16 protein-coding genes are annotated in these 19,336 nt (G+C 66.9%); 11 read left to right on the forward strand and 5 right to left on the reverse strand.

Going from position 1 to position 19,336, the window contains the following annotated elements:
• The first annotated feature begins 1 nt into the window (after position 1).
• The 6 genes from C0V75_RS19555 (at position 2) to C0V75_RS19580 (ending at position 7,241) form a co-directional block, all read left to right on the forward strand.
• Positions 2-1,951 carry a chemotaxis protein CheA gene (locus C0V75_RS19555; RefSeq protein ID WP_101922651.1) on the forward strand — a complete coding sequence of 650 codons (1,950 nt, stop codon included), beginning with the start codon at positions 2-4 and terminating at the stop codon, positions 1,949-1,951.
• 47 nt (positions 1,952-1,998) lie between these two features.
• The gene (locus C0V75_RS19560) at positions 1,999-2,478 is read left to right on the forward strand and encodes a chemotaxis protein CheW (protein ID WP_158241891.1); all 480 of its coding nucleotides are present in this window, start codon (positions 1,999-2,001) and stop codon (positions 2,476-2,478) included.
• 13 nt (positions 2,479-2,491) lie between these two features.
• Positions 2,492-4,690 (forward strand): methyl-accepting chemotaxis protein, encoded by a 2,199-nt coding sequence (locus C0V75_RS19565; RefSeq protein WP_158241892.1) that lies wholly within the window; start codon positions 2,492-2,494, stop codon positions 4,688-4,690.
• Between the two features lie 67 nt (positions 4,691-4,757).
• The gene (locus tag C0V75_RS19570; RefSeq protein ID WP_158241893.1) at positions 4,758-5,258 is read left to right on the forward strand and encodes a chemotaxis protein CheW; all 501 of its coding nucleotides are present in this window, start codon (positions 4,758-4,760) and stop codon (positions 5,256-5,258) included.
• Positions 5,239-6,129, forward strand: a complete 891-nt coding sequence (locus C0V75_RS19575) for a protein-glutamate O-methyltransferase CheR (RefSeq protein WP_158241894.1) — start codon at positions 5,239-5,241, stop codon at positions 6,127-6,129. The genes C0V75_RS19570 and C0V75_RS19575 overlap by 20 nt, the downstream gene beginning before the upstream one ends.
• Before the next feature lie 2 nt (positions 6,130-6,131).
• The gene (locus C0V75_RS19580; RefSeq protein ID WP_101922656.1) at positions 6,132-7,241 is read left to right on the forward strand and encodes a chemotaxis response regulator protein-glutamate methylesterase; all 1,110 of its coding nucleotides are present in this window, start codon (positions 6,132-6,134) and stop codon (positions 7,239-7,241) included.
• Between the two features lie 70 nt (positions 7,242-7,311).
• Here the strand turns inward: C0V75_RS19580 and C0V75_RS19585 are convergent, their stop codons facing one another.
• Entirely contained in the window at positions 7,312-8,964 is a 1,653-nt protein-coding gene (locus tag C0V75_RS19585; protein WP_101922657.1) for a hypothetical protein, read from the reverse strand.
• Between the two features lie 153 nt (positions 8,965-9,117).
• Between C0V75_RS19585 and C0V75_RS19590 the strand changes: the two genes are divergently transcribed.
• From C0V75_RS19590 to C0V75_RS19600, 3 genes are read left to right on the forward strand one after another with little or no spacing between them, the layout of a single operon-like run.
• Positions 9,118-10,143, forward strand: coding sequence for an LLM class flavin-dependent oxidoreductase (locus tag C0V75_RS19590; RefSeq protein ID WP_101922658.1), 1,026 nt, complete (start codon positions 9,118-9,120; stop codon positions 10,141-10,143).
• Positions 10,144-10,160: 17 nt separating this feature from the next.
• Entirely contained in the window at positions 10,161-10,355 is a 195-nt protein-coding gene (locus tag C0V75_RS19595; RefSeq protein ID WP_101922659.1) for a 4-oxalocrotonate tautomerase, read from the forward strand.
• 4 nt (positions 10,356-10,359) lie between these two features.
• Complete coding sequence (locus C0V75_RS19600; protein WP_101922660.1) at positions 10,360-11,130, forward strand: alpha/beta fold hydrolase; 771 nt, start codon at positions 10,360-10,362, stop codon at positions 11,128-11,130.
• Here the strand turns inward: C0V75_RS19600 and C0V75_RS24165 are convergent.
• The 4 genes from C0V75_RS24165 to C0V75_RS19620 form a co-directional block, all read right to left on the reverse strand.
• Complete coding sequence (locus tag C0V75_RS24165) at positions 11,069-11,710, reverse strand: TetR/AcrR family transcriptional regulator (protein ID WP_158241895.1); 642 nt, start codon at positions 11,708-11,710, stop codon at positions 11,069-11,071. The genes C0V75_RS19600 and C0V75_RS24165 overlap by 62 nt on opposite strands.
• Positions 11,711-11,813: 103 nt before the next feature.
• On the reverse strand, positions 11,814-12,587 hold the full coding sequence (locus C0V75_RS19610; protein WP_101922662.1) for an ATP-binding cassette domain-containing protein: 774 nt from the start codon (positions 12,585-12,587) through the stop codon (positions 11,814-11,816).
• Positions 12,588-12,600: 13 nt separating this feature from the next.
• Positions 12,601-13,710 (reverse strand): ABC transporter permease, encoded by a 1,110-nt coding sequence (locus C0V75_RS19615; RefSeq protein ID WP_101922663.1) that lies wholly within the window; start codon positions 13,708-13,710, stop codon positions 12,601-12,603.
• 128 nt (positions 13,711-13,838) lie between these two features.
• The gene (locus tag C0V75_RS19620; protein WP_101922664.1) at positions 13,839-14,861 is read right to left on the reverse strand and encodes a substrate-binding domain-containing protein; all 1,023 of its coding nucleotides are present in this window, start codon (positions 14,859-14,861) and stop codon (positions 13,839-13,841) included.
• Positions 14,862-15,086: 225 nt separating this feature from the next.
• On the opposite strand from C0V75_RS19620, the gene C0V75_RS19625 reads away from it, so the two are divergent.
• Together C0V75_RS19625 and C0V75_RS19630 are read left to right on the forward strand one after the other, a co-directional pair.
• Positions 15,087-16,286: an ROK family transcriptional regulator gene (locus C0V75_RS19625; protein ID WP_101922665.1), complete on the forward strand. Its 1,200-nt coding sequence runs from the start codon at positions 15,087-15,089 to the stop codon at positions 16,284-16,286.
• 206 nt (positions 16,287-16,492) lie between these two features.
• A complete protein-coding gene (locus tag C0V75_RS19630) occupies positions 16,493-19,336 on the forward strand; it encodes a monovalent cation/H+ antiporter subunit A (protein WP_101922666.1) in 2,844 nt (947 codons plus the stop codon).

The raw sequence follows: 19,336 nt of genomic DNA on the forward strand, positions 1-19,336 counted from the left end.
CATGGAAAACCCCGCCGTCGCCACCTTCCTCCAGGAAGCCCGTGAAATTCTCGAAGGGCTGGAATCGCAGCTTCTCGATCTCGAAGCCGCGCCCAGCGCCGAAGGAATTGATGCCGTCTTCCGGGCGCTGCACACGATCAAGGGATCGGGCGCCATGTTCGGCTTCGGGGCGTTGGCCCGGTTCACCCATCACTTCGAAGATGCCTTCGACCGTCTCAGGACTGGCCGGATCACCGTCGATCCCGGGCTGATCGGCCTGTCCCTGCGGGCACGGGACCGGATGCTTGCCCTGCTGGAACAGGGCGGCGAAACGGATGAGGCCGAGGAAAGCCGCGCCCTCATCTCCGCCCTTGCCGGTCTGACAGGGTCCCCGACCCAGGCGCGGCCCGATGACGCCCCTCCGCCACAGGACGCGGCAGAGGCCGCGCCCCGTCTGTGGAAAATCCACTTCCGCCCGGAAGCGACAGCCCTGCGCAACGGCATGCGGCCCGATCTGCTCATCGCGGAACTCGCCGCGATGGGCGATATCGACGTCACGCTCGATGCCAGCCGCGTGCCACCGCTCGAAGATCTGGTCCCGGATGAAAGCCTGCTCGGCTGGACGATCCTTCTGTCCACCCGACAGTCACGCGCGCAGATCGAGGCGGTCTTCCTCTTCGCAGACGAGGCCGAGCTTGCGATCACCCAACCTGCGCCGGCACAGCCGTCAGACCCCGCCACCGCCCCGCGCGGCACGGCGCCCACACCACCCCCCGACCGGGCCGGAGAAACCATCCGCATCCCTGCCGCGCGCCTGGACGAGATCATGGATCGCCTCGGCGAACTGGTGATCGCGCAAGCCCATCTGCAACGGATCGCCGACTCGCGCCGCGATCCCGATCTCGCCACTGTGGTCGAAGAGATGGATCGCCTCGTCACCGGCCTGCGCGATGCCGCCCTCTCCACCCGGATGCTGCCGATCGAAACCGTCTTCGGCAAGTTCCGCCGCGTCGTGCGCGACCTTTCCACCGACCTCGGCAAACAGGTCCGCCTCCTCACCGAAGGGGGCGAGACGGAGATTGACAAGACCGTCATCGACCGGCTTTCCGAACCGCTGGTCCACATGATCCGCAACAGCATGGACCACGGCATCGAACCCTCCGATGCACGCCTCGCCGCGGGCAAGCCACCCCTTGGCACGATCCGCCTCTCTGCCCGCCAGGACGGGGGCGAAGTCCTCATCACGCTGGAGGATGACGGGCGCGGTCTCGACACGGCCGCCCTGCGCCGCAAGGGCATCGAACGTGGCCTGCTTCCACCGGATGCCGATCCCCCTGCGGAAGAGCTGCATCATCTGATCTTCGCCCCGGGTTTCTCGACGGCGGAACGGCTTTCCTCCGTTTCCGGGCGCGGCGTGGGCATGGATGCCGTGCGCAGCGCCGTCGATGCCCTGCGCGGGCGGATCGAGGTCGCCTCCCGCCCCGGATTCGGCACGCGGATCACGCTCTGCCTGCCCGTCACCCTCGCCATCATCGACGGTCTTCTCGTCAGACTGGGCCGCACCGTCTGCGTGATACCCCTCGCCGCGGTCGAGGAATGCGTCGAATTCAACGAAGACGAAGGTCGGCGCGACAGCGGCAGAACGATGCTGCAACTGCGCGACGACCTCATTCCCTTCCTTGATCTCGACATGGGTTGCGATCCGGCGGCAGAGGCCGGGCTCCGCCGCCGCGTCGTCTGCCTGCGGGTGGAGGGCAGCCGTGTCGGCCTTATCGTCGATGATGTGCTCGGACGGCACCAGACCGTCATCAAGACCTTCAGCATCTTCCACCGTGACCTGCGCGGCTTTGCCGGGGCAACCATCCTTGGCGACGGCACGGTGGCGCTCATCATCGACGTGGCCACGCTCCTTCGCCCTGCCGCGGGTGCCGACACCGGCCTCGCCTCCTCGCCACGCCGCACCGCCGCCTGAACCGGAGCCTGCCGATGTATCCGCATGAACAGGGCCCGACACCGCAGATGCAAACGCCGATCCCGGCCGAAGGGCAGGGGCAGGTGGTCCTGATCTTCCGCCTCTGCGGCGAGGATTTCGCCCTGCCTGTGTCCTGCGTGCACGAAATCCTCGATCCGCTGCCGGTCACGCATCTGCCCGGGGCGGCCGATCACGTGCCTGGCCTTGTCAATGTGCGTGGCACAATCGTGCCGCTCTTCGACGCGCGGCGGCGCCTGCGCATGTCCTCCACACCGGCAGGTCAGGGTCGCATGATCGTCATCGAACTGCCCGTCGGGGGCGAGGTGACCCGCCTCGCCCTCCTCGCCGACAGTGTCGAGGAAGTGGCGGAAACCGACCTCTCCGCGCTGTCCAGCCTGCCGGAACTGGGCGCGCGCTGGCCTGCCCGTTTCCTCAGGGGCGTGGCCCGACGCAATGGCGGCATCCTCGTCCTGCTCGATCCCGAAACCCTGTTCCAACCGGAACCGTCCACCACCGCGCGAACCTGACAAGGGGGCCATCATGCGCATGACCATCAAGGCAAAACTCATCACCGCCTTCGCCACCCTGCTTCTGTTGATGGCGGCCCTTGCGATGATCGGGATCACCCGCCTTTCGGAATTCAACGTCAGGGTCGGCACCCTGCTCGATCGCAGCGTGGCCCAAAACATACTGCTCACCGAAATCGAAGCGGAATGGCTGCGCGCAGGTCGCTCCGCAAGGGACATGATCATCACCAAATCCCCCGAAAGAAAGGCCGAACACCGCAGCTCGCTGAACAATGGCCTCGACGGGATCGAAACTCTGATCGGCCGGCTGGACCTTCTCGTCGATGGCGATCAGCAGTCGACCATAACGGACCTGCGCGAGGGGCTCGGCGCCTTCCGGACCGCGATGGACGAGATGGCGGAGGCCACGCTCCAGAACTCGATCTTCCGCGCCTCCGAAATGTCGATGGGTGTGGCGCGGGATGCCATGAATGCCATCCTCGACGAAGAAATTCCCCGCCTCCGGTCCCAGTCACAAACCCTGCCGGGCGTTGATCCGGTCCGCATCGACATGGCGCTGAAGGATATCGAGATCGGCATCCGGCAAATCGCGATGGCAGAAAAGAACGTCATCCTCGCCTATACGGAGGAATTGCGGGAAAGGTTCGACGGGGTCGCCGAAGAAGGCCGGTTGCGCGCCGAGGCCGGCATCGCCGATCTCGACCGCCTGCTCGGCCCCGCCGCCCGGTCGGAAACGGCAACGATCCGCGGTCTGCTCGATGACTTCATCCGAATCTCGTCCCAGGTGCGCGAGATCGGCCGCTACGACACGGATGACGAGGCCTATGCCATCCTCACCGGTCCCGCCGAAGAGGCGCGGATCAGGGTACGCGACGCATTGGAGGTGTTGCTCACAACCGCCGATGCCGCGATGGAGGCCGACCGGGCCGACAGCGCCCAGGCCTATGCGACCGGGCGGAGCCTCGTCATCACCCTTGCTGCCATCGCCCTGGTCATCGGGGTCGGCGCCGCGCTCTGGATCTCGATCTCGGTCAGCCGCGGCCTCGGTCGGGCCGTTGCCGTCGCCCGCAGCGTTGCGAAAGGGGACCTCTCCGTCAATGCCAGCCCGATCAGTCGCGATGAACTGGGCGACCTGTTGAGCGCGATGGATGACATGAACCGGTCGATGCGCGACCTTGCAAGCGTGGCGGATTCTGTCGCGAAAGGCAACCTCAAGGTCGATGTCTCGCGCCGCTCGGATGCCGACACTCTCGGAATCGCGTTGGAAGAGATGGTCGCCAAGCTGCGCGAGGTCGTCACCAATGCGGGGCTGAGTTCCTCGAACGTCGCCGAAAGCGCCGAAAGCATGAGCGCCACCTCCGAGCAGCTCAGCCAGGGCTCCACAGAACAGGCCGCCGCAGCCGAAAAGGCCAGCGCGGCGATGGAAGAGATGGCCGCGAATATCCGCCAATCCGCCGACAATGCTGCGCAGACGGAAAAGATCGCCGTCCAGGCCTCGCGCGAAGCGGCCGAGAGCGGGCAAGCCGTGGAAGAGGCGGTCGAGGCGATGAAGACCATTGCCGAAAAGATCAACATCATCCAGGAAATCGCGCGCCAGACCGACCTTCTCGCCCTCAATGCGGCGGTAGAGGCCGCGCGCGCTGGGCAGCATGGCAAGGGCTTCGCCGTCGTCGCCTCCGAAGTCCGCAAACTGGCAGAGCGCAGCCAGCAGGCCGCAGCCGAGATCGGGCAGCTCTCCGGCAAGACCCTCACCGTCAGCCAGAAGGCCGGCGACATGCTCAAGGCCCTGGTCCCCAGCATCCGTCGCACGGCCGACCTCGTGCAGGAAATCAGTGCCGCGACCCGGGAACAGAATGCCGGGGCCGAACAGATCAACATGTCGATCCGCGAACTCGACGCGGTCATCCAGCAGAACGCCGCCGCCGCAACCGAAGCGGCCAGCCTGTCCGACGGCCTTGCCGCCCAGGCCCGGCAGCTTCGCGCCGTGATCAGCTATTTCCGGCTGGAAGAGGGTAGCGCCCTCCCGGCGGCAGGCGAACCCCGCGCCGCCCCGGCGCGGTCGCGCCCGGCTGCGCCGATCGCCGTGCCCTACCAGGCCGCCCGCCACAGCCCGGGCCTCCGCGCCCTGTCGCGGCCCGAGGGAAAGGCCAATGGCGTGACCCTCGACCTCGGCGCCGAGGATCTGCCCGACACCGCCTTCGAACGTTACTGACCCTGCACCCGGCGAGATCGCGATGACCCTTATGAACCGCCCCCTTGCACACGACGCTGCCCCCCACTTGGGCCGCGACCGCCCGTACCGGCTGGATGGGCTCGATCCGGACGGGACATCGCGCCCCTGCGTGACGATGGAACTCGGGATGCAGGCTTTCGCCCTCGACGTGGCGATGGTTCGGGAAATCCTTGAAATCCGTCCGATCACGCCATTGCCGAACGCGCCGTCCGATCTGCTTGGAATGATCGACCTGCGCGGGGAAAGCATCGCCGTCATCGACGTGACCGCGCGCCTTGGCCTGCCTCACAGGGCCAGCGATCCCGAGCGGATCCTCGTCCTCGACCTTGAAGGGGGGCACGGCGCCGCGATCGGCGTCATTGCCGACCGCGTCCTCAACGTGATCGACCTCGCGCCCGAAGATATCGAGCCTCCGCCCGACACGAGGATCGACTGGTCCTGCAACGGCATGCTCGGCATCATCCGCATCGGGGGGCGCCAGACGATCCTTCTCGATCCGACAAGGCTGCTTGGCAGGGATGCAGGCGATGGCCTTTTCTTCGGGTGAATCTGCCGCCGCGGGCGGTGCAACGCTACCCTCCGCACCGCGCCTTACGGCCTCCGAAGCCGGGCTTCTGGTGGCGATCCTGCGCGATCATTGCGGTCTGTCGATCCCGGCCGAAAACCGATCCTTTCTCGAACTGCGGCTGGGTCGCCGTCTGCGCAACCTCGGGCTGACGTCCTTCAGCCCCTACATCGCCCTTCTCCTCGGGGCGGAAGGCGCGACAGAGCGGCAGTTTCTCGCCGAATCGCTCGTCACCCATACGACCAGCTTCTTCCGCGAAAGGGCGCATTTCGACTGGCTAAACGACGAGGGACTGCCCGCCCTCGCGCAGCAGGGGACCGGCCGCATCTCCGACCTTGTGGTCTGGAGTGCGGCCTGCTCGACCGGGCAGGAACTCTGGACCGCCGCCATCCTCCTCGACCGCGCCTGTCGCGGCCCCCTCGGCCGCCTCCGCTGGACTGTCGTCGGCACGGATCTGTCGCGCAGCGCCCTGCGCCGCGCCCAAGGTGCCACCTATAGCGAAGAGGAGATTGCCGGCCTGCCCGAAGACTGGCGCAGCGATTATCTGCTGCGCTCCTCCCGCCCGGTCGGGGGGCGCCATGTCTTTCGCATCATCCCCGAACTGCGTCGCCGCGCGCAGTTTCACCAGATCAATCTGCTCGATCCAGGCCGGATGCCGGGGATCACCGCCGACATCATCTTCCTGCGCAACGTCCTGATCTATTTCGATCTTCCCGATCAGGGCCGGGTCATCCACCAGCTTTGCACCCGGCTGCGCAGGGGCGGCTATCTCCTGACCGGTCACTCCGAAAGCCTTGTCCAGCCGCCCCCGGGACTCGTGCCCGTGCAGCCCTCCATCTACCGAAAGGATTGATGATGCCCCCTTCGCCGACCTTCCGCAGGACCGGGCGCACGCGTGTCCTGATCGTGGATGACAGCGCGGCGGTGCGCCAGACGCTGGCCGATATCATCGGCAGCGATCCGGAACTGGAGGTGATGGGAACCGCCAGTGATCCTTTCCAGGCGGCCCAGCGCATCCGCGAGGAGCGGCCCGATGTCATCACCCTTGATATCGAAATGCCGCGCATGGACGGCATCACTTTCCTGCGCAAACTGATGGCGCAGAACCCCATTCCGGTCGTCATCTGCTCCTCTCTCGTGGGCGACGGGAGCGAATCCCTCGGCCAGGTCCTCGCGGCCGGGGCGGTGGACATCATCTGCAAGCCGCAACTGGGCACCAAGGCCTTTCTCGAAGACAGCCGCATCCGCATCTGCACCACGATCAAGGCCGCGGCTCAGGCCCGGTTGTCGGCCCTGCGCCGGCTGGAGGTGGAACCGAAGCTCACCGCCGATGCCGTCCTGCCCGCGCCCGTCATCCGCTCCCCGGTCGGCCGTGCCATGGCCCGCACGACCGAGACCGTCGTCGCCGTCGGCGCCTCGACCGGCGGGACAGAGGCGTTGCGCATCCTTCTGCAATCCATGCCGCTCGACTGCCCTCCTCTGGTCATCGTGCAGCACATGCCGGAAAGCTTTACCGCCGCCTTCGCCCGCCGCCTTGACACGGAATGCGGCATCACGGTCCGCGAGGCGCAATCGGGCGATCGGCTTCTGCGCGGACATGCCCTGATCGCCCCCGGCAATCGCCACATGCTGCTGCGCCGCAGCGGTGCCTCATATCTGGTCGATGTCCGCGATGGCCCGCTCGTCTCGCGTCACCGCCCATCCTGCGACGTTCTCTTCCGGTCGGTCGCGCAACATGCCGGAAGCAATGCGATCGGCGTGATCATGACGGGGATGGGGGATGACGGCGCCCGCGGGCTCAAGGAGATGCGCGATGCCGGGGCGCGCACGCTCGGCCAGGACGAGGCGACCTGCGTCGTCTTCGGGATGCCGAAAGAGGCGCATCGCCATGGCGCAGTCGAGGAGTTGCTGCCGCTGCACCAGATCGGCCCTGCAATCCAACGCCTTGCCACGCGCGCCCTGTGAAAAGACAGGATGACGGGTCAGGGTGCCGCGCCGTGCAGAGGCGCCGACGGCGCCGCTACGCGGCCCACCTTCAGAACAGGATCGCAGCCAGCGCCGCCTCATCGGCATGCCTGGCCCGCGCTTCCACCCGTGCGGGGATGGCCCCCGAAACTCCGGCCGGAACGGCGCCAGACAGACAGGCACGATGCACCTCGCGTTCCTGCTCCATTGTGTAGATCGCGCGCGCCGCGGCCTCCAGTTCGGCCGAGATTTCCCCATGCGACCCCGACGCCAGTTCCGCCGCCGTCGTCGCCAGCGACTCCACAACCGCTTCCATCCGGATCAGCGCCGCGCGTCCCGATCCTGCCGCCGTGACAAAGCGGTTCAATGCCTCGGCTGCGGCAGCCTGCAACGCCGCAAGCTCCTGCGCCGCCTGCCGCGCCGTCACCAGACCGTCGCGTGTGCCATCCAGCGCGAGCTGGAGCGCATCGGCGCGGGCACGGATCGCCTCGCTGCCGCCTGTATCAAAGACAGTCACGCAGGCCTCCAGCGCGCGGCGACATCCCGCGCTGCTTTCCGAACACAGGGCCGCGCTCTCGCGCACCGCATCCGACAGCACCTTCATCGCGCCACGCGACTGGCTGCCCCGCGCCGCAAGGAAGGCGGCGTTAAGGGCCGAAAGATTGATCGCATGGGTTGCCCGGTCCAGCGCCAGCGTCGCCGCAAGGCCCTCGGTCAGTCGCGCCTGCATCGCCTCCGAAACCGTGGCCGCCAGTTGCGCCGCGCCACGCGCCGCACCCGACGCCACCTCCACCTGCGCCAGTTCCCCCTGCCGCCGATCCAGCAGAATCCGGGCCGCGTCCGGACCGCCATGCCCGTCAAACACCGCCAGCACGGCCCGCCCGACCCGGATCAACCCCTCCAGACCGGCCAGCGCCGTGGCAAGAACCGCGCGGCCATCGGCCACCGCCGCCTGCATCTGCGCCCCGGCAAGCGCCGCAGCGCCCGCGCCCTTCATGGCCAGAATGCGCCCCGCATGATCCAGGCGCTGCGACAGGATGTCGGAAAACTGAATGCAGCCGATCAACCCCCGCGTCTCGCGCCCGGCGGCGGCCGGAAAGCCCGCGGCCGCCTGCATCAAGGCGGCCCGATCCTGCCCGACCTGCGCCGTCAGCGCCGCCACCTCCTCCGCCGCCCGGCCCAGCCGGGCCGCCAGCCCGTCGATCACCGCCACCGCATCGGCCATGACGCCGACGCAGCGCAGGACTTCGGCCTCCGCCAGGCCAAGCCCGGCGCGGGTGGCAAGGCTCTTGTCCGATACCGCCGCCGCAAGGTCGCGCAGGCCGCGCACGTAATCCTCGAACCCGCCATCCTCGGCCTCCGAGGCCACGACCCGCGTCAAAGACGCCACCGCAAGCAGCATCTGCGCCTCGCGCGCGATCAGATCGACCGCCCGCATCCCTTCTGCCAGCCGAGGCCCGACCGCCGCGCCCGCCTTCCGCCCGACCCAGCCGCGCATCGCCGAGCCGAGCGCCCGCGCCTCGGCCCTCAACCCCGCCACCGGATCGGCTTCGCCTTCCTGTCGCCCCAGAAAGTCGCACAGCGCCGCAAGGCGCGCGCCGATCTCCCCCACTTCGGCCTGCAACCTTCCAAGGTCGCCCGCCGCCGCCTCGAAGGCCGCCACGCATTCCGCCGCGTCCGCCGCGATCCGGCCCCGCGCTGCACCGAAGACCCCGCCGTCCATGCCGCCCCCTGGTCACCATCCCGGCACAGATCAGCATATCCGCCTTGCCATCCCGTTAACGGGCCCGGCGAAACCACTTGACGCAATTGGTACATCTGTACCATCCTGAACGTCGTCGCGGATGGCAGCGGCCCAAGCGGGAAAGGCAGGCCCATGGATTTCGTCCATTTCCTCTCCAGCCACATGCTCGACCCCGCCACCGGCGGCAAACGCCTCTATGCCGATACCGTGGCGCAGGCGATCCATGCCGAACATTGCGGCTATCGTGGCGTCGGCATCCCGGAACATCACCTCGTCAACATCCTCCTCGTGCCCTCGCCCCTTCAGATGGCCGTGAAGATCGCCGCCCATACCTCGCGGCTCAAACTTGTCACCTCCATCTGCCAGTTGCCGATCCGCGACATGCGGGTCTTCGCGGGCGAGGTGGTGCAGGCCCAGGCGCTTTGCGACGGCCGCCTCATGCTCGGCGTCGGCAAGGGCGCCTTCGGATATGAGACCGGGCGCATCGACGTGCCGATGGAGGAAACCCGCGACCGGTTCGAAGAGGCCCTCGCCGTGCTCGAGGCGCTGCTGACCCGCGAAGAGGTCTCCTGGTCCGGCACCCATTACCGCTTCGACCCGCTCACCATCATGCCGCGTCCCGAAGACCCGATCCCCCTCATGCTCGGCGTGATGGCCCCTGCGGCGATCGAGGCCGCCGCCCGGCGCGGCTACCACGTCCAGACGACCCCGCTCTCCGCCGCCCATGGCGTGCTGGAAAGCCAGGTCGCCGCCTTCTTCCGCGGGCGCGAGCAGAACCCCGCCTCGCAAAGCCGCCTGTCGCTGCAACGCGGGGTCTTCCTCGTCACCTCCGAAAGCCAGCGCCGCCGCATGGTGGAAACCGCCCACCGCTATTACCAGAGCTTCGACAATGTCTTCGGCGGCCCCGGCATCGTGGATCAGGGCATCATCCGCCCGCTTCCCCGCGCCCAGACGGCCGAAGAACTGGGACAGAACATCCTGATCTGCCAGAAGGACGAAATGATCGACCGCCTCGCCGCCTATGCCGACATGGGCATCGACGAGGTCATCACCACCTCCGTCTTCGGCCAGCCCCAGGAAGAAACCCTCGCCATGATGTCGCTCTTCTCGCAAGAGGTGATGCCGCATCTTCTGCCCCTCCGCCGCAAGGCCGCCTGACCCAACGGAGAAATCCCATGCCCATCATCCGCATCGAGATGTTCGAAGGCCGCAGCCGCGACCAGAAACGTGCCTGCGCCGAAGCCGTGACAAAGGCATGGTGCGATACCTGCGGCGGCACGCCCGACATGGTCACCATCGTCTTCACCGATGTCGCAAAGCACGACTGGGCCACCGCCGGGCGGCTCGCCAGCGATCCGAAACCGGCCTGACGCCATGGCCATCGACTGCGCCTTCTCCGTCGCGGGCCAAGGCCCGGCCCTCTTCCTGATCCACGGCATCGGTGCCCGCCGCGCCACCTTCGACGGCATGGTCGCGGGGCTGAAGGACCGTTTCACCTGCATCAGCTATGACCTGCGCGGACACGGCCTCTCCCCCCTTCCCGAAGGGCGTTTCACCCTCGACGATCTCGTCGATGATCTCGAGGCGCTCCGTCATCGCCTCGGCATAGACCGCGCGCATTTTGCCGGCCATTCGCTCGGCGGCATGATCGGCCCGCGCTATGCCCTGCGCTTTCCCGACCGGGTCCTCTCGCTCGGCCTCTGGTCCACCGCCGCTTTCCGTACCGAGGATGACAGCGCCAAGGTCCGCGCCGTCGTCTCCGCCATGCGCGACCGCGGCATCGGCCCCGTCCTCGACACGCTGACCGCGCGCTGGTTCACCGATGCCTTCTGCGCCGCCCGTCCCGATGTCATCGACTGGCGCAAGCGGCAGGTGATGGATACCGATCCTGACGTCTTCCTCAACGTCTTCGACATCTATGCCGAAACCGAGATGGCCCCCTGGCTGCACCAGATCACGGTGCCAGCCCAGATCATCACCGGCGAACTCGACGGCGGCTGCAACCCGCGCCTGAACGGCGAAATCCACAAGGCCCTGCCGGGATCGGACCTCGTCATCCTCGAGGGCCTGAAACACGCCATCTTCATCGAGGCGACGGATCGCGTCCTGCCGCCTGTCCGCCGCTTCCTTCTGGCCCAAGGCTGAAAAGCAGCGCCTCGCATTCCGCCAGACCCCGCGCCAGTGCGGCCTGATCGGCCCGCCGCGCATGATCCAGCCACAACCCGTCCAGCGCCGCCATCACCACATCCACCACCGCCGTCACGCGTGCCGGGTCCGCCCCGAAGGGCGCCAGCAACCCCTCCAACCGGGCGCGATAGCGTTCGTAAAGGTCCCGCTCCGTCGCCGCGATGCCGGGATGCCAGCGCGCAGCCGACCACAGGTCCAGCCGCAGCCGCAGATGATCGGGCGTCAGGAAGGGCGCGGCAAAGCCGGTTCGCAGAAAGGCCGACACCCGCGCCTTGGGGCCATCTGCCCCCTGCAAGGCCGCCTCCCCCGCCGCCGCCAGATCGGCCGACAGCAGGCGATAGGCTTCCGACAGCACCTCGTCCATCCCGTCGAAGTTATAGGTCAGATGGCCCAGCGACAGGCCCGCTTCGGCCACCACGCGCCGCGCCGTCAGCCTGGCCACGCCCTCGCGCGCCATCACGGCCAGCGCCGCCCGGGCGATCTGCACCCGCCGCTCGGCCCGCCGCCCGCCCGTCTTCGCTGCCTCTGCCTCTGCCATGCCCCATGCTTCCATTGGGCAAGCGGAATGGCAAGGGCAGCCCGGCCGACGCAAAAAAGGGGGCCTCGCGGCCCCCTTTTCCTCCCCGACAGGGGGAAAACAGTCAGGCCATCACATGTTCCGGCACTTTCGCCCCGGTCATGAAGGCCACCGCATCAGACATCGTGTATTCCTTCGGATCAATGACGCAGAGACGCTTGCCCAGACGATGGATATGGATGCGATCCGCCACCTCGAAGACATGCGGCATGTTGTGGCTGATCAGGATGATCGGCAGCCCGCGTTTCTTCACATCGAGGATGAGTTCCAGCACCCGGCGGCTTTCCTTCACCCCCAGCGCGGCGGTGGGTTCGTCCATGATGACGACCTTCGACCCGAAGGCCGCCGCCCGCGCCACGGCCACGCCCTGACGCTGGCCACCCGACAGCGTCTCCACCGCCTGCCCGATGTTCTGGATGGTCATCAGGCCCAGCTCGCTCAGCTTGTCGCGTGCCACCTTCTCCATCGCCTTGCGGTCCAGCATCCGGAACACCGATCCCAGCACGCCCGGTTTGCGGATTTCCCGCCCCATGAACATGTTGTCCGCAATCGACAGCGCCGGCGACAGGGCAAGGTTCTGATACACCGTCTCGATCCCTGCCTCGCGCGCCTGCATCGGGTTGCTGAACTGCACAGGCTTGCCGTCCAGCTTGATCTCGCCCTCATCCGGCACGACCGCGCCGCACAAGGCCTTGATCAGCGTGGATTTCCCCGCCCCGTTATCGCCGATCACGGCAAGGATCTCGCCCGGGTAGAGGTCGAAGTCGCAGTTGTCCAGCGCGGTCACGCGCCCATAGCGCTTGGTCAGACCGCGCGCCATCAGAATGGGTTCAGCCATCTCTCGTCCTCCCTCAGCCCGAAACCTTGCGGATCCACTGGTCAATGGCGACGGCGCCGATGATCAGGATACCGGTCAGCAGCACCTTCCATTGCGGGTCCGCGCCCAGCATGTTCAGACCCATGCTCATCACGCCCACGATCAGCGTCCCGAACAGCACGCCCAGGATCGACCCCCGCCCCCCGAACAGCGATATCCCCCCGATCACCGCCGCCGTGATGGCCTGCAAGTTGAAGTCGGTGGTCACCGTCGAGGGCGAGATGGACCCGTTCCGCCCGATCGACACCCAGGCCGCCAGCGCCGCGATCAGCCCCGCAAGGGCATAGACGCCGATCAGCACGCGGCCGACCCGGATCCCCGACAGTTCCGAAGCATCGGGATCGTCGCCGACCGAATAGATATGGCGGCCAAAGGCGGTGTAATTCAGCATGTACCAGAGCGCGACATAGACCAGCACCATGCAGATCACGCCATAGGTGACCTGCGCCCCGCCCAGTTCGAACCGGTTCCCGAAGAAATGCAGGCCGGTCGTCAGGGCCGTCAGATCAGCCTCGCGCATGGTCTCGTTGGCGGAATAGATCAGGCAGACCGCCATGAAGATATTCCACGTGCCCAGGGTGACGATGAAGGGCGGCAGCCGCAGCCGCGCGACCAGAAAGCCGTTGATCCAGCCGCACAACCCGGCCAGCGCAAACCCCGCAAGGATGGCAAGATACCAGGGCAGGCCATAGGTCAGCACGGCATGACCCATCAGGACAAAGGCGAAAACCATCACCACGCCGATGGCAAGGTCGATGCCCGCCGTCAGGATGACAAGCGTTTGTGCAGCGGCCAGTATACCGACCACGGCCACCTGCTGCATGATCAGCGTCAGGGTATAGGCCGAAAAGAAGCGAAGGCCTTCGAAATCCCCCGTAAGCCACCGGAATTCCAGCAGGACCGCCCCATCACGCGCAGCGGCGAAGAAGATGATCAGCGCGACAAGGACGATCATCGGCACGGCGGCCGGGTTGGAATGCAGGTAATGCTGAAGCTTGCGAAGCCCGCTCCTCTGCTCCTCGAAATGCGCGACCGTCGTCGCGCTCTGCTCGAGAACCTTCTCGAATTCCTGTGGCTGGCTCATTTGTCCCCCCTTCATCCCGTCATCCGGGCGCTGCCTAGACGAAGGGCGGCCCTGGTCGAGAGCCGCCCCCGTTTTCTCCCTTGCGGGATCGTGCGGGGGGACATGCCCCCCGCGCAAGTCCTTTCAGATCAGCCCCAGCAGAGCTCGGTGCCCTTGGTGGTGTCGATCGACGGCACGCCCTCGGCGGGCTTGTCGGTGATCAGCGCCACGCCGGTATCGAAGAAGGCCTTGCCGGGGGTCGGCTGCGGCTTCTCGCCCGAGTCGGCCCATTTCTTGATCGCTTCCACGCCCAGCGCCGCCATCATCAGCGGGTATTGCTGCGAGGTCGCGCCGATCACGCCTTCCTTGACCGAGGCAACGCCCGGGCAGCCGCCATCGACCGACACGATCAGCACGTCGTTCTCCTTGCCCACAGCCTTCAGCGCCTGATAGGCGCCCACGGCGGCGGGTTCGTTGATCGTGTGGATCACGTTGATGTCGGGGTTGATCTGAAGAAGGTTCTCCATCGCCTTGCGGCCGCCTTCTTCGTTCCCGTTGGTGATGTCATGGCCAACGATGCGCGGATCGGTCTCGTCGCCGATGTCGTTCGGATCAGCCACGTCGATCCCGAAGCCCATCATGAAGCCCTGGTTGCGCAGCACGTCCACCGTCGGCTCCGACGGGGTCAGGTTCAGGAAGCCGATCTTCGCATTAGCGGCTTCCGCGCCCAGCGTCGCCGCGGCCCAGGCCCCGATCAGCTTGCCGGCTTCCAGGTTGTCGGTCGCAAAGGTCGCATCGGCGGCATCGGCCGGATCAAGCGGGGTGTCGAGCGCGATCACCACCATGCCCGCTTCCTGCGCCTTCTTCACCGAATCGACGATGGCCTTGGTGTCGGAGGCCGCGATCAGGATGCCCTTCGCGCCATCGGCGATGCAGGCTTCGATGGCAGCAACCTGGCTGTCATGGTCGCCGTCAACCTTGCCGGCATAGGACTTGAGGGTCACGCCCAGTTCGGCCGCTTTGGCCTCCGCGCCTTCCTTCATCTTCACGAAGAAGGGGTTGGTGTCGGTCTTGGTGATCAGGCAGGCAGAAACGTCCTGCGCCATGGCCGGGGCCACGGACAGAAGCGCAAGCGTGGCAGCGCCCGCAAGGGCCTTTGCTTTGAATTTCATTGATTTTCCTCCCAAGAAAATCCGGGGGTGCACCCCCTTTGTGACATGCCGTGCGGGTCATGGCCCGTTGCGACAGGCCACAAGAAAACCGATTCCCGACGCCGCGTCAAGATAATTAAATCACTCTGAATTATTATTGACAGGCTGCCGATTCCCCGCGCATCCTCGCCTCAAATCCCGGCAAAGCTCCGGGCGGGAGGAGACGTGAGACAGCAGGCCGAGACGATGTCCGATCGTCCGGTCCCCGAAGCATCCGGCTTCCGGGGATCGAACCAGTCGGGCATGCGCGCCCATAACGAAAGGCTCGTCCTGTCCATCCTGCGCCAGCAGGGGGCGCTGGCGAAATCCGATCTCGCCCGCATCACCGGGCTCTCGGTGCAGACCGTCTCCGTCATCATGCGCGCGCTCGAACAGGACGGGCTTCTTCTGCGCGGCGAACCGATCCGCGGCCGCATCGGCCAGCCCTCCGTTCCCATGTCGCTCGATGCCGAAGGGGCCTTCTTTCTCGGCCTCAAGATCGGCCGCCGCTCCGCCGATCTGATGCTGGTGGATTTCCTCGGTCGTGTGCGCTCCGCCCGCCGCCGGATCTACCGCTACCCCACCCCCTCTGCCGTCGTGGCCTTCGTGCGCGAGGCGCTGCCCGCCGTGACCGACGCCCTGCCGCCGTCACAGCGCGACCGCATCGGCGGCATGGGCATCGCCATGCCCTTCCAGCTCTGGAACTGGGTCCGCTACATCGGGGCGCCGCAATCCGAGATGGACGCCTGGCGCAGCCATGACATCGCCGCCGAAATCTCCGCCCTGGCCGGAATGCCCGTCCATATCCAGAACGACGCCACCGCCGCCTGCGGCGCGGAACTGGTCTTCGGCACCGGCGAAAAGCCCAAGGACTTCCTCTATTTCTACTTCGGCACCTTCATCGGCGGCGGGTTGGTGCTGAACGGCCAGCTCTTCACCGGCCGCACCGGCAATGCGGGCGGCGTGGGGCCGCTGCCGGTGCCCGGCCCCGACGGCCGCCTCCAGCGCCTCTTCGACGTGGCCTCGATGTCCCGCCTGGCCGAGATGATGGAACAGGCCGGCGAAAGCAGCGATCACCTCTGGGAACAGCACCTCGAATGGCGGGTTTCTGCCGCCGTCCTCGACGACTGGATCCAGCACGCCGCCGAAGGGCTGGCCTATGCCACCCTCTCCGCCGCCGCATTGGTGGAACTGGAGGCCGTGATGATCGACGGCTGGATGCCCACCCGCATCCGCGCCGAAATCACCCGCCGCACCATCCACGCCCTCGGCCAGATTGATCTGTCCGGCGTCGAACTGCCGCAGGTCCGCGAAGGCACCGTCGGGGCCGAGGCCCGCGCCCTCGGCGCAGCCGCCATTCCCCTTGCCCAGCGCTACCTGATCGACCCCGCCGCCCTGCAAGGCTGACAGTCCCGCCACTGCGACCCTGCGTCGAAATCGCAACGCTTTCGTCGCGGTTGTGTCCTTTTCGCTGCAACCGCATCTTGATCTGATCGAACATTTTGCCCAGATGGGGTGGGTCCGTCCGTACGGATGCCCTAACTTTCGGGCGAACCCAGACGAATAAGGAGACTGCGTCGGGGAAACGGCGCAAAGGGAGAGACCGTTTCACGATGACCCTTGCGCTGATCGCCGCCCTGCCCTTCCTCGGTGCCCTTCTTCCGGGCCTGCTCATCCGTTCGGGCCGCACCGCCTGCGCCACCGTGACAGGGTCCGTCACCCTGCTGGCGCTGGTGCTTCTCGGGATGCAGGCCCCCGCCGTCCTGCGGGGCGAGGTGGTCACCACCCGCATCGACTGGCTTCCCTCGCTCGGCCTGAACGCCAATTTCATGCTCGACGGTCTCGGCCTCCTTTTCGCGGGGCTGATCCTCGGCATCGGCCTCCTGATCATCCTCTACGCGCGGTTCTACCTCGCCAAGGAGGATCCGATGGGGGTCTTCTACACCTACCTGATGCTTTTCCAGGGCGCGATGGTGGGGATCGTGCTGTCGGACAACATCCTCCTCCTGCTGATCTTCTGGGAACTGACCTCGCTCTCCTCCTTCCTGCTGATCGGCTACTGGAAGCACCTGCCCGAAGGCCGCCAGGGCGCGCGCATGGCGCTGGCCGTCACCGGTGGCGGCGGCCTTGCGATGATCGCGGGGATGCTGATCCTCGGCAATATCGCGGGCAGCTATGACCTGTCGGTGATCCTCACGCAGAAAGAGGCGATCCAGGCCTCCGACTGGTATCTGCCCGCCCTGATCCTGATCCTGCTGGGCTGCTTCACCAAATCCGCGCAATTCCCCTTCCATTTCTGGCTTCCCCACGCGATGGCCGCCCCCACCCCCGTCTCGGCCTATCTGCATTCCGCGACCATGGTGAAGGCCGGCATCTTCCTCATGGCGCGCATGTGGCCGGTGCTGGCGGGCACGCCGGAATGGTTCTGGATCGTCACCTCGGCGGGCCTCATCACCATGCTGATCGGGGCCAAGATCGCCTTCTTCAAGGATGATCTGAAAGCCCTCCTCGCCTTCTCCACAGTCAGCCATCTCGGCCTCATCACCATGCTTCTCGGCATGGGCACGGCCAAGGCCGCGACCGTTGCCGTCTTCCACATCATCAACCATGCCACCTTCAAGGCCGCGCTCTTCATGTCCGCCGGGATCGTGGATCACGAAACCCATACCCGCGATCTGAAACGGCTCGGCGGCCTGCGCCACCTGATGCCGGTCACCTTCACCATCGCGGGCATCGCGGCGCTGTCCATGGCGGGCATCCCGCCCTTCAACGGCTTCCTGTCGAAGGAACTGATGCTGGAAGAGGCCGCGCATACCGCCCTCGGCCCGGCCTGGCTCTTGCCGGTGCTGGCGACCCTCGCCGCGCTCTTCTCGGTCGCCTACAGCTTCCGCTTCCTCGCCCATGCCTTCCTCGGGCCGAAGCGCGACGATTACCCCCATCATCCGCATGACCCCGGCTTCGGCCTCTGGGCCGCGCCCGCCTTCCTGGCCCTGCTCGTCGTCCTGATCGGCCTGATGCCCATGACCACCGCCGCCTGGCTGGTCGATGCCGCCGCCTCCGCCGTCACCGGCACCCCGCAAGAGGTGCATATCAAACATTGGCACGGCCTCTACGCCCCCGCCCTCTGGATGTCGCTCGCGGCGGTCGGCGGCGGCTACGCATTGCTCGCCATCTTCCCGCGCCTCCGCGCCCTGTGGGACGCCACCCCGCGCCCCGAGGCGAAGGCGATCTTCGACGCGCTCATCGAACCCCTCGCCGCCACGGCCCGCGCCGTGACGCAGTTCCTGCACAACGGCTCGCTCACCCGCGCCATCGCCATCGCCACCATCGCCATCGGTGCAACGGCGCTCTGGGCCTTCAATGGCGGCATCCACAGCCCCGGCACACGCGACATGCTGGCCATCACCCCCGTCACCGCCATCGCCTGGGGCCTGCTGATGTTCGCCACGCTGGCTGTCGCGCTGATGCACCGCAACCGCCTGATGTCGCTCATCCTCATCGGGATCATCGGCCTCATCATCTCCCTCGGCTTCGCCTGGCTTTCGGCCCCCGACCTCGCCCTCACCCAGATCACGGTCGAGGTGGTGACGGTCGTCTTCATGCTCCTCGCCCTGAACTTCCTGCCCAAGGAAACCCCGCGCGAAAGCAGCCCGGTCCGCCGCACCCGCGACGCCGTCATCGCCATCGGCGCGGGCACGGGCATCGCCGCCCTCGCCTATGCCCTAATGACCCGCAACTTCGCCTTCCCCACCATCTCGGCCTACCATCTGGAACAGTCGAAACCCGGCGCAGGCGGCACCAACGCGGTCAACACCATCATCGTGGACTTCCGCGGCTACGATACTTTCGGCGAAATCATCGTGCTCGGCATCGCCGCACTCCTGATCTACGCCCTGGTCGAGGCGCTCTTGAAACCCGGCCCTGCCAATGACGCGCTCCGCGCCATGGCCGCCACGCGCAGCGGCCTTGCGGGCGACCGCCACCCGCTCCTGATGGTGATGGCCACCCGCTTCATCCTGCCCGTTGCCATGATGATCGGCGTCTTCCTCTACCTGCGCGGCCACAACCTGCCGGGCGGCGGCTTCGTCGCGGGCCTCGTCTTCGCCATCGCCACGGTGATGCAATACATGGCCTCCGGCCTCGCCTGGACAGAGGCACGCCAGCGCATCGACCACCACGCCCTCATCGCCATCGGCGCGCTGACGGCCGCCGCGGCTGGCGTCGGCTCCTGGCTCTTCGGCGCGCCCTTCCTCGCCTCCAGCTTCACCTACGTGAACCTCTGGCCGCTGGAAGAGTTCGAACTCGCCACCGCCGCCATCTTCGACCTCGGCGTGTTCTTCTGCGTCCTCGGCGCGGTGCTGCTCGCCCTCAACTCGCTCAGCCGACTGGCCCGCCGCGCTGGCGAAACGGTCAGCGCCGATCCCTATTCGGTGGATCGCCCGGAAGGGGGGAACTGA

The sequence above is a fragment of the Tabrizicola sp. TH137 genome (genome assembly GCF_002855575.1).
In the GTDB taxonomy this organism is placed as follows: Bacteria; Pseudomonadota; Alphaproteobacteria; order Rhodobacterales; family Rhodobacteraceae; genus Paragemmobacter.

Bases quoted from the DNA above. Each gene is read 5' to 3' on its own strand.
- C0V75_RS19555 (WP_101922651.1), top strand. From the start codon at position 2: ATGGAAAACCCCGCCGTCGCCACCTTCCTCCAGGAAGCCCGTGAAATT.
- C0V75_RS19560 (WP_158241891.1), top strand. From the start codon at position 1,999: ATGCAAACGCCGATCCCGGCCGAAGGGCAGGGGCAGGTGGTCCTGATC.
- C0V75_RS19565 (WP_158241892.1), top strand. From the start codon at position 2,492: ATGCGCATGACCATCAAGGCAAAACTCATCACCGCCTTCGCCACCCTG.
- C0V75_RS19575 (WP_158241894.1), top strand. From the start codon at position 5,239: ATGGCCTTTTCTTCGGGTGAATCTGCCGCCGCGGGCGGTGCAACGCTA.
- C0V75_RS19580 (WP_101922656.1), top strand. From the start codon at position 6,132: ATGCCCCCTTCGCCGACCTTCCGCAGGACCGGGCGCACGCGTGTCCTG.
- C0V75_RS19585 (WP_101922657.1), bottom strand. From the start codon at position 8,964: ATGGACGGCGGGGTCTTCGGTGCAGCGCGGGGCCGGATCGCGGCGGAC.
- C0V75_RS19590 (WP_101922658.1), top strand. From the start codon at position 9,118: ATGGATTTCGTCCATTTCCTCTCCAGCCACATGCTCGACCCCGCCACC.
- C0V75_RS19595 (WP_101922659.1), top strand. From the start codon at position 10,161: ATGCCCATCATCCGCATCGAGATGTTCGAAGGCCGCAGCCGCGACCAG.
- C0V75_RS19600 (WP_101922660.1), top strand. From the start codon at position 10,360: ATGGCCATCGACTGCGCCTTCTCCGTCGCGGGCCAAGGCCCGGCCCTC.
- C0V75_RS24165 (WP_158241895.1), bottom strand. From the start codon at position 11,710: ATGGCAGAGGCAGAGGCAGCGAAGACGGGCGGGCGGCGGGCCGAGCGG.
- C0V75_RS19610 (WP_101922662.1), bottom strand. From the start codon at position 12,587: ATGGCTGAACCCATTCTGATGGCGCGCGGTCTGACCAAGCGCTATGGG.
- C0V75_RS19615 (WP_101922663.1), bottom strand. From the start codon at position 13,710: ATGAGCCAGCCACAGGAATTCGAGAAGGTTCTCGAGCAGAGCGCGACG.
- C0V75_RS19620 (WP_101922664.1), bottom strand. From the start codon at position 14,861: ATGAAATTCAAAGCAAAGGCCCTTGCGGGCGCTGCCACGCTTGCGCTT.
- C0V75_RS19625 (WP_101922665.1), top strand. From the start codon at position 15,087: ATGTCCGATCGTCCGGTCCCCGAAGCATCCGGCTTCCGGGGATCGAAC.
- C0V75_RS19630 (WP_101922666.1), top strand. From the start codon at position 16,493: ATGACCCTTGCGCTGATCGCCGCCCTGCCCTTCCTCGGTGCCCTTCTT.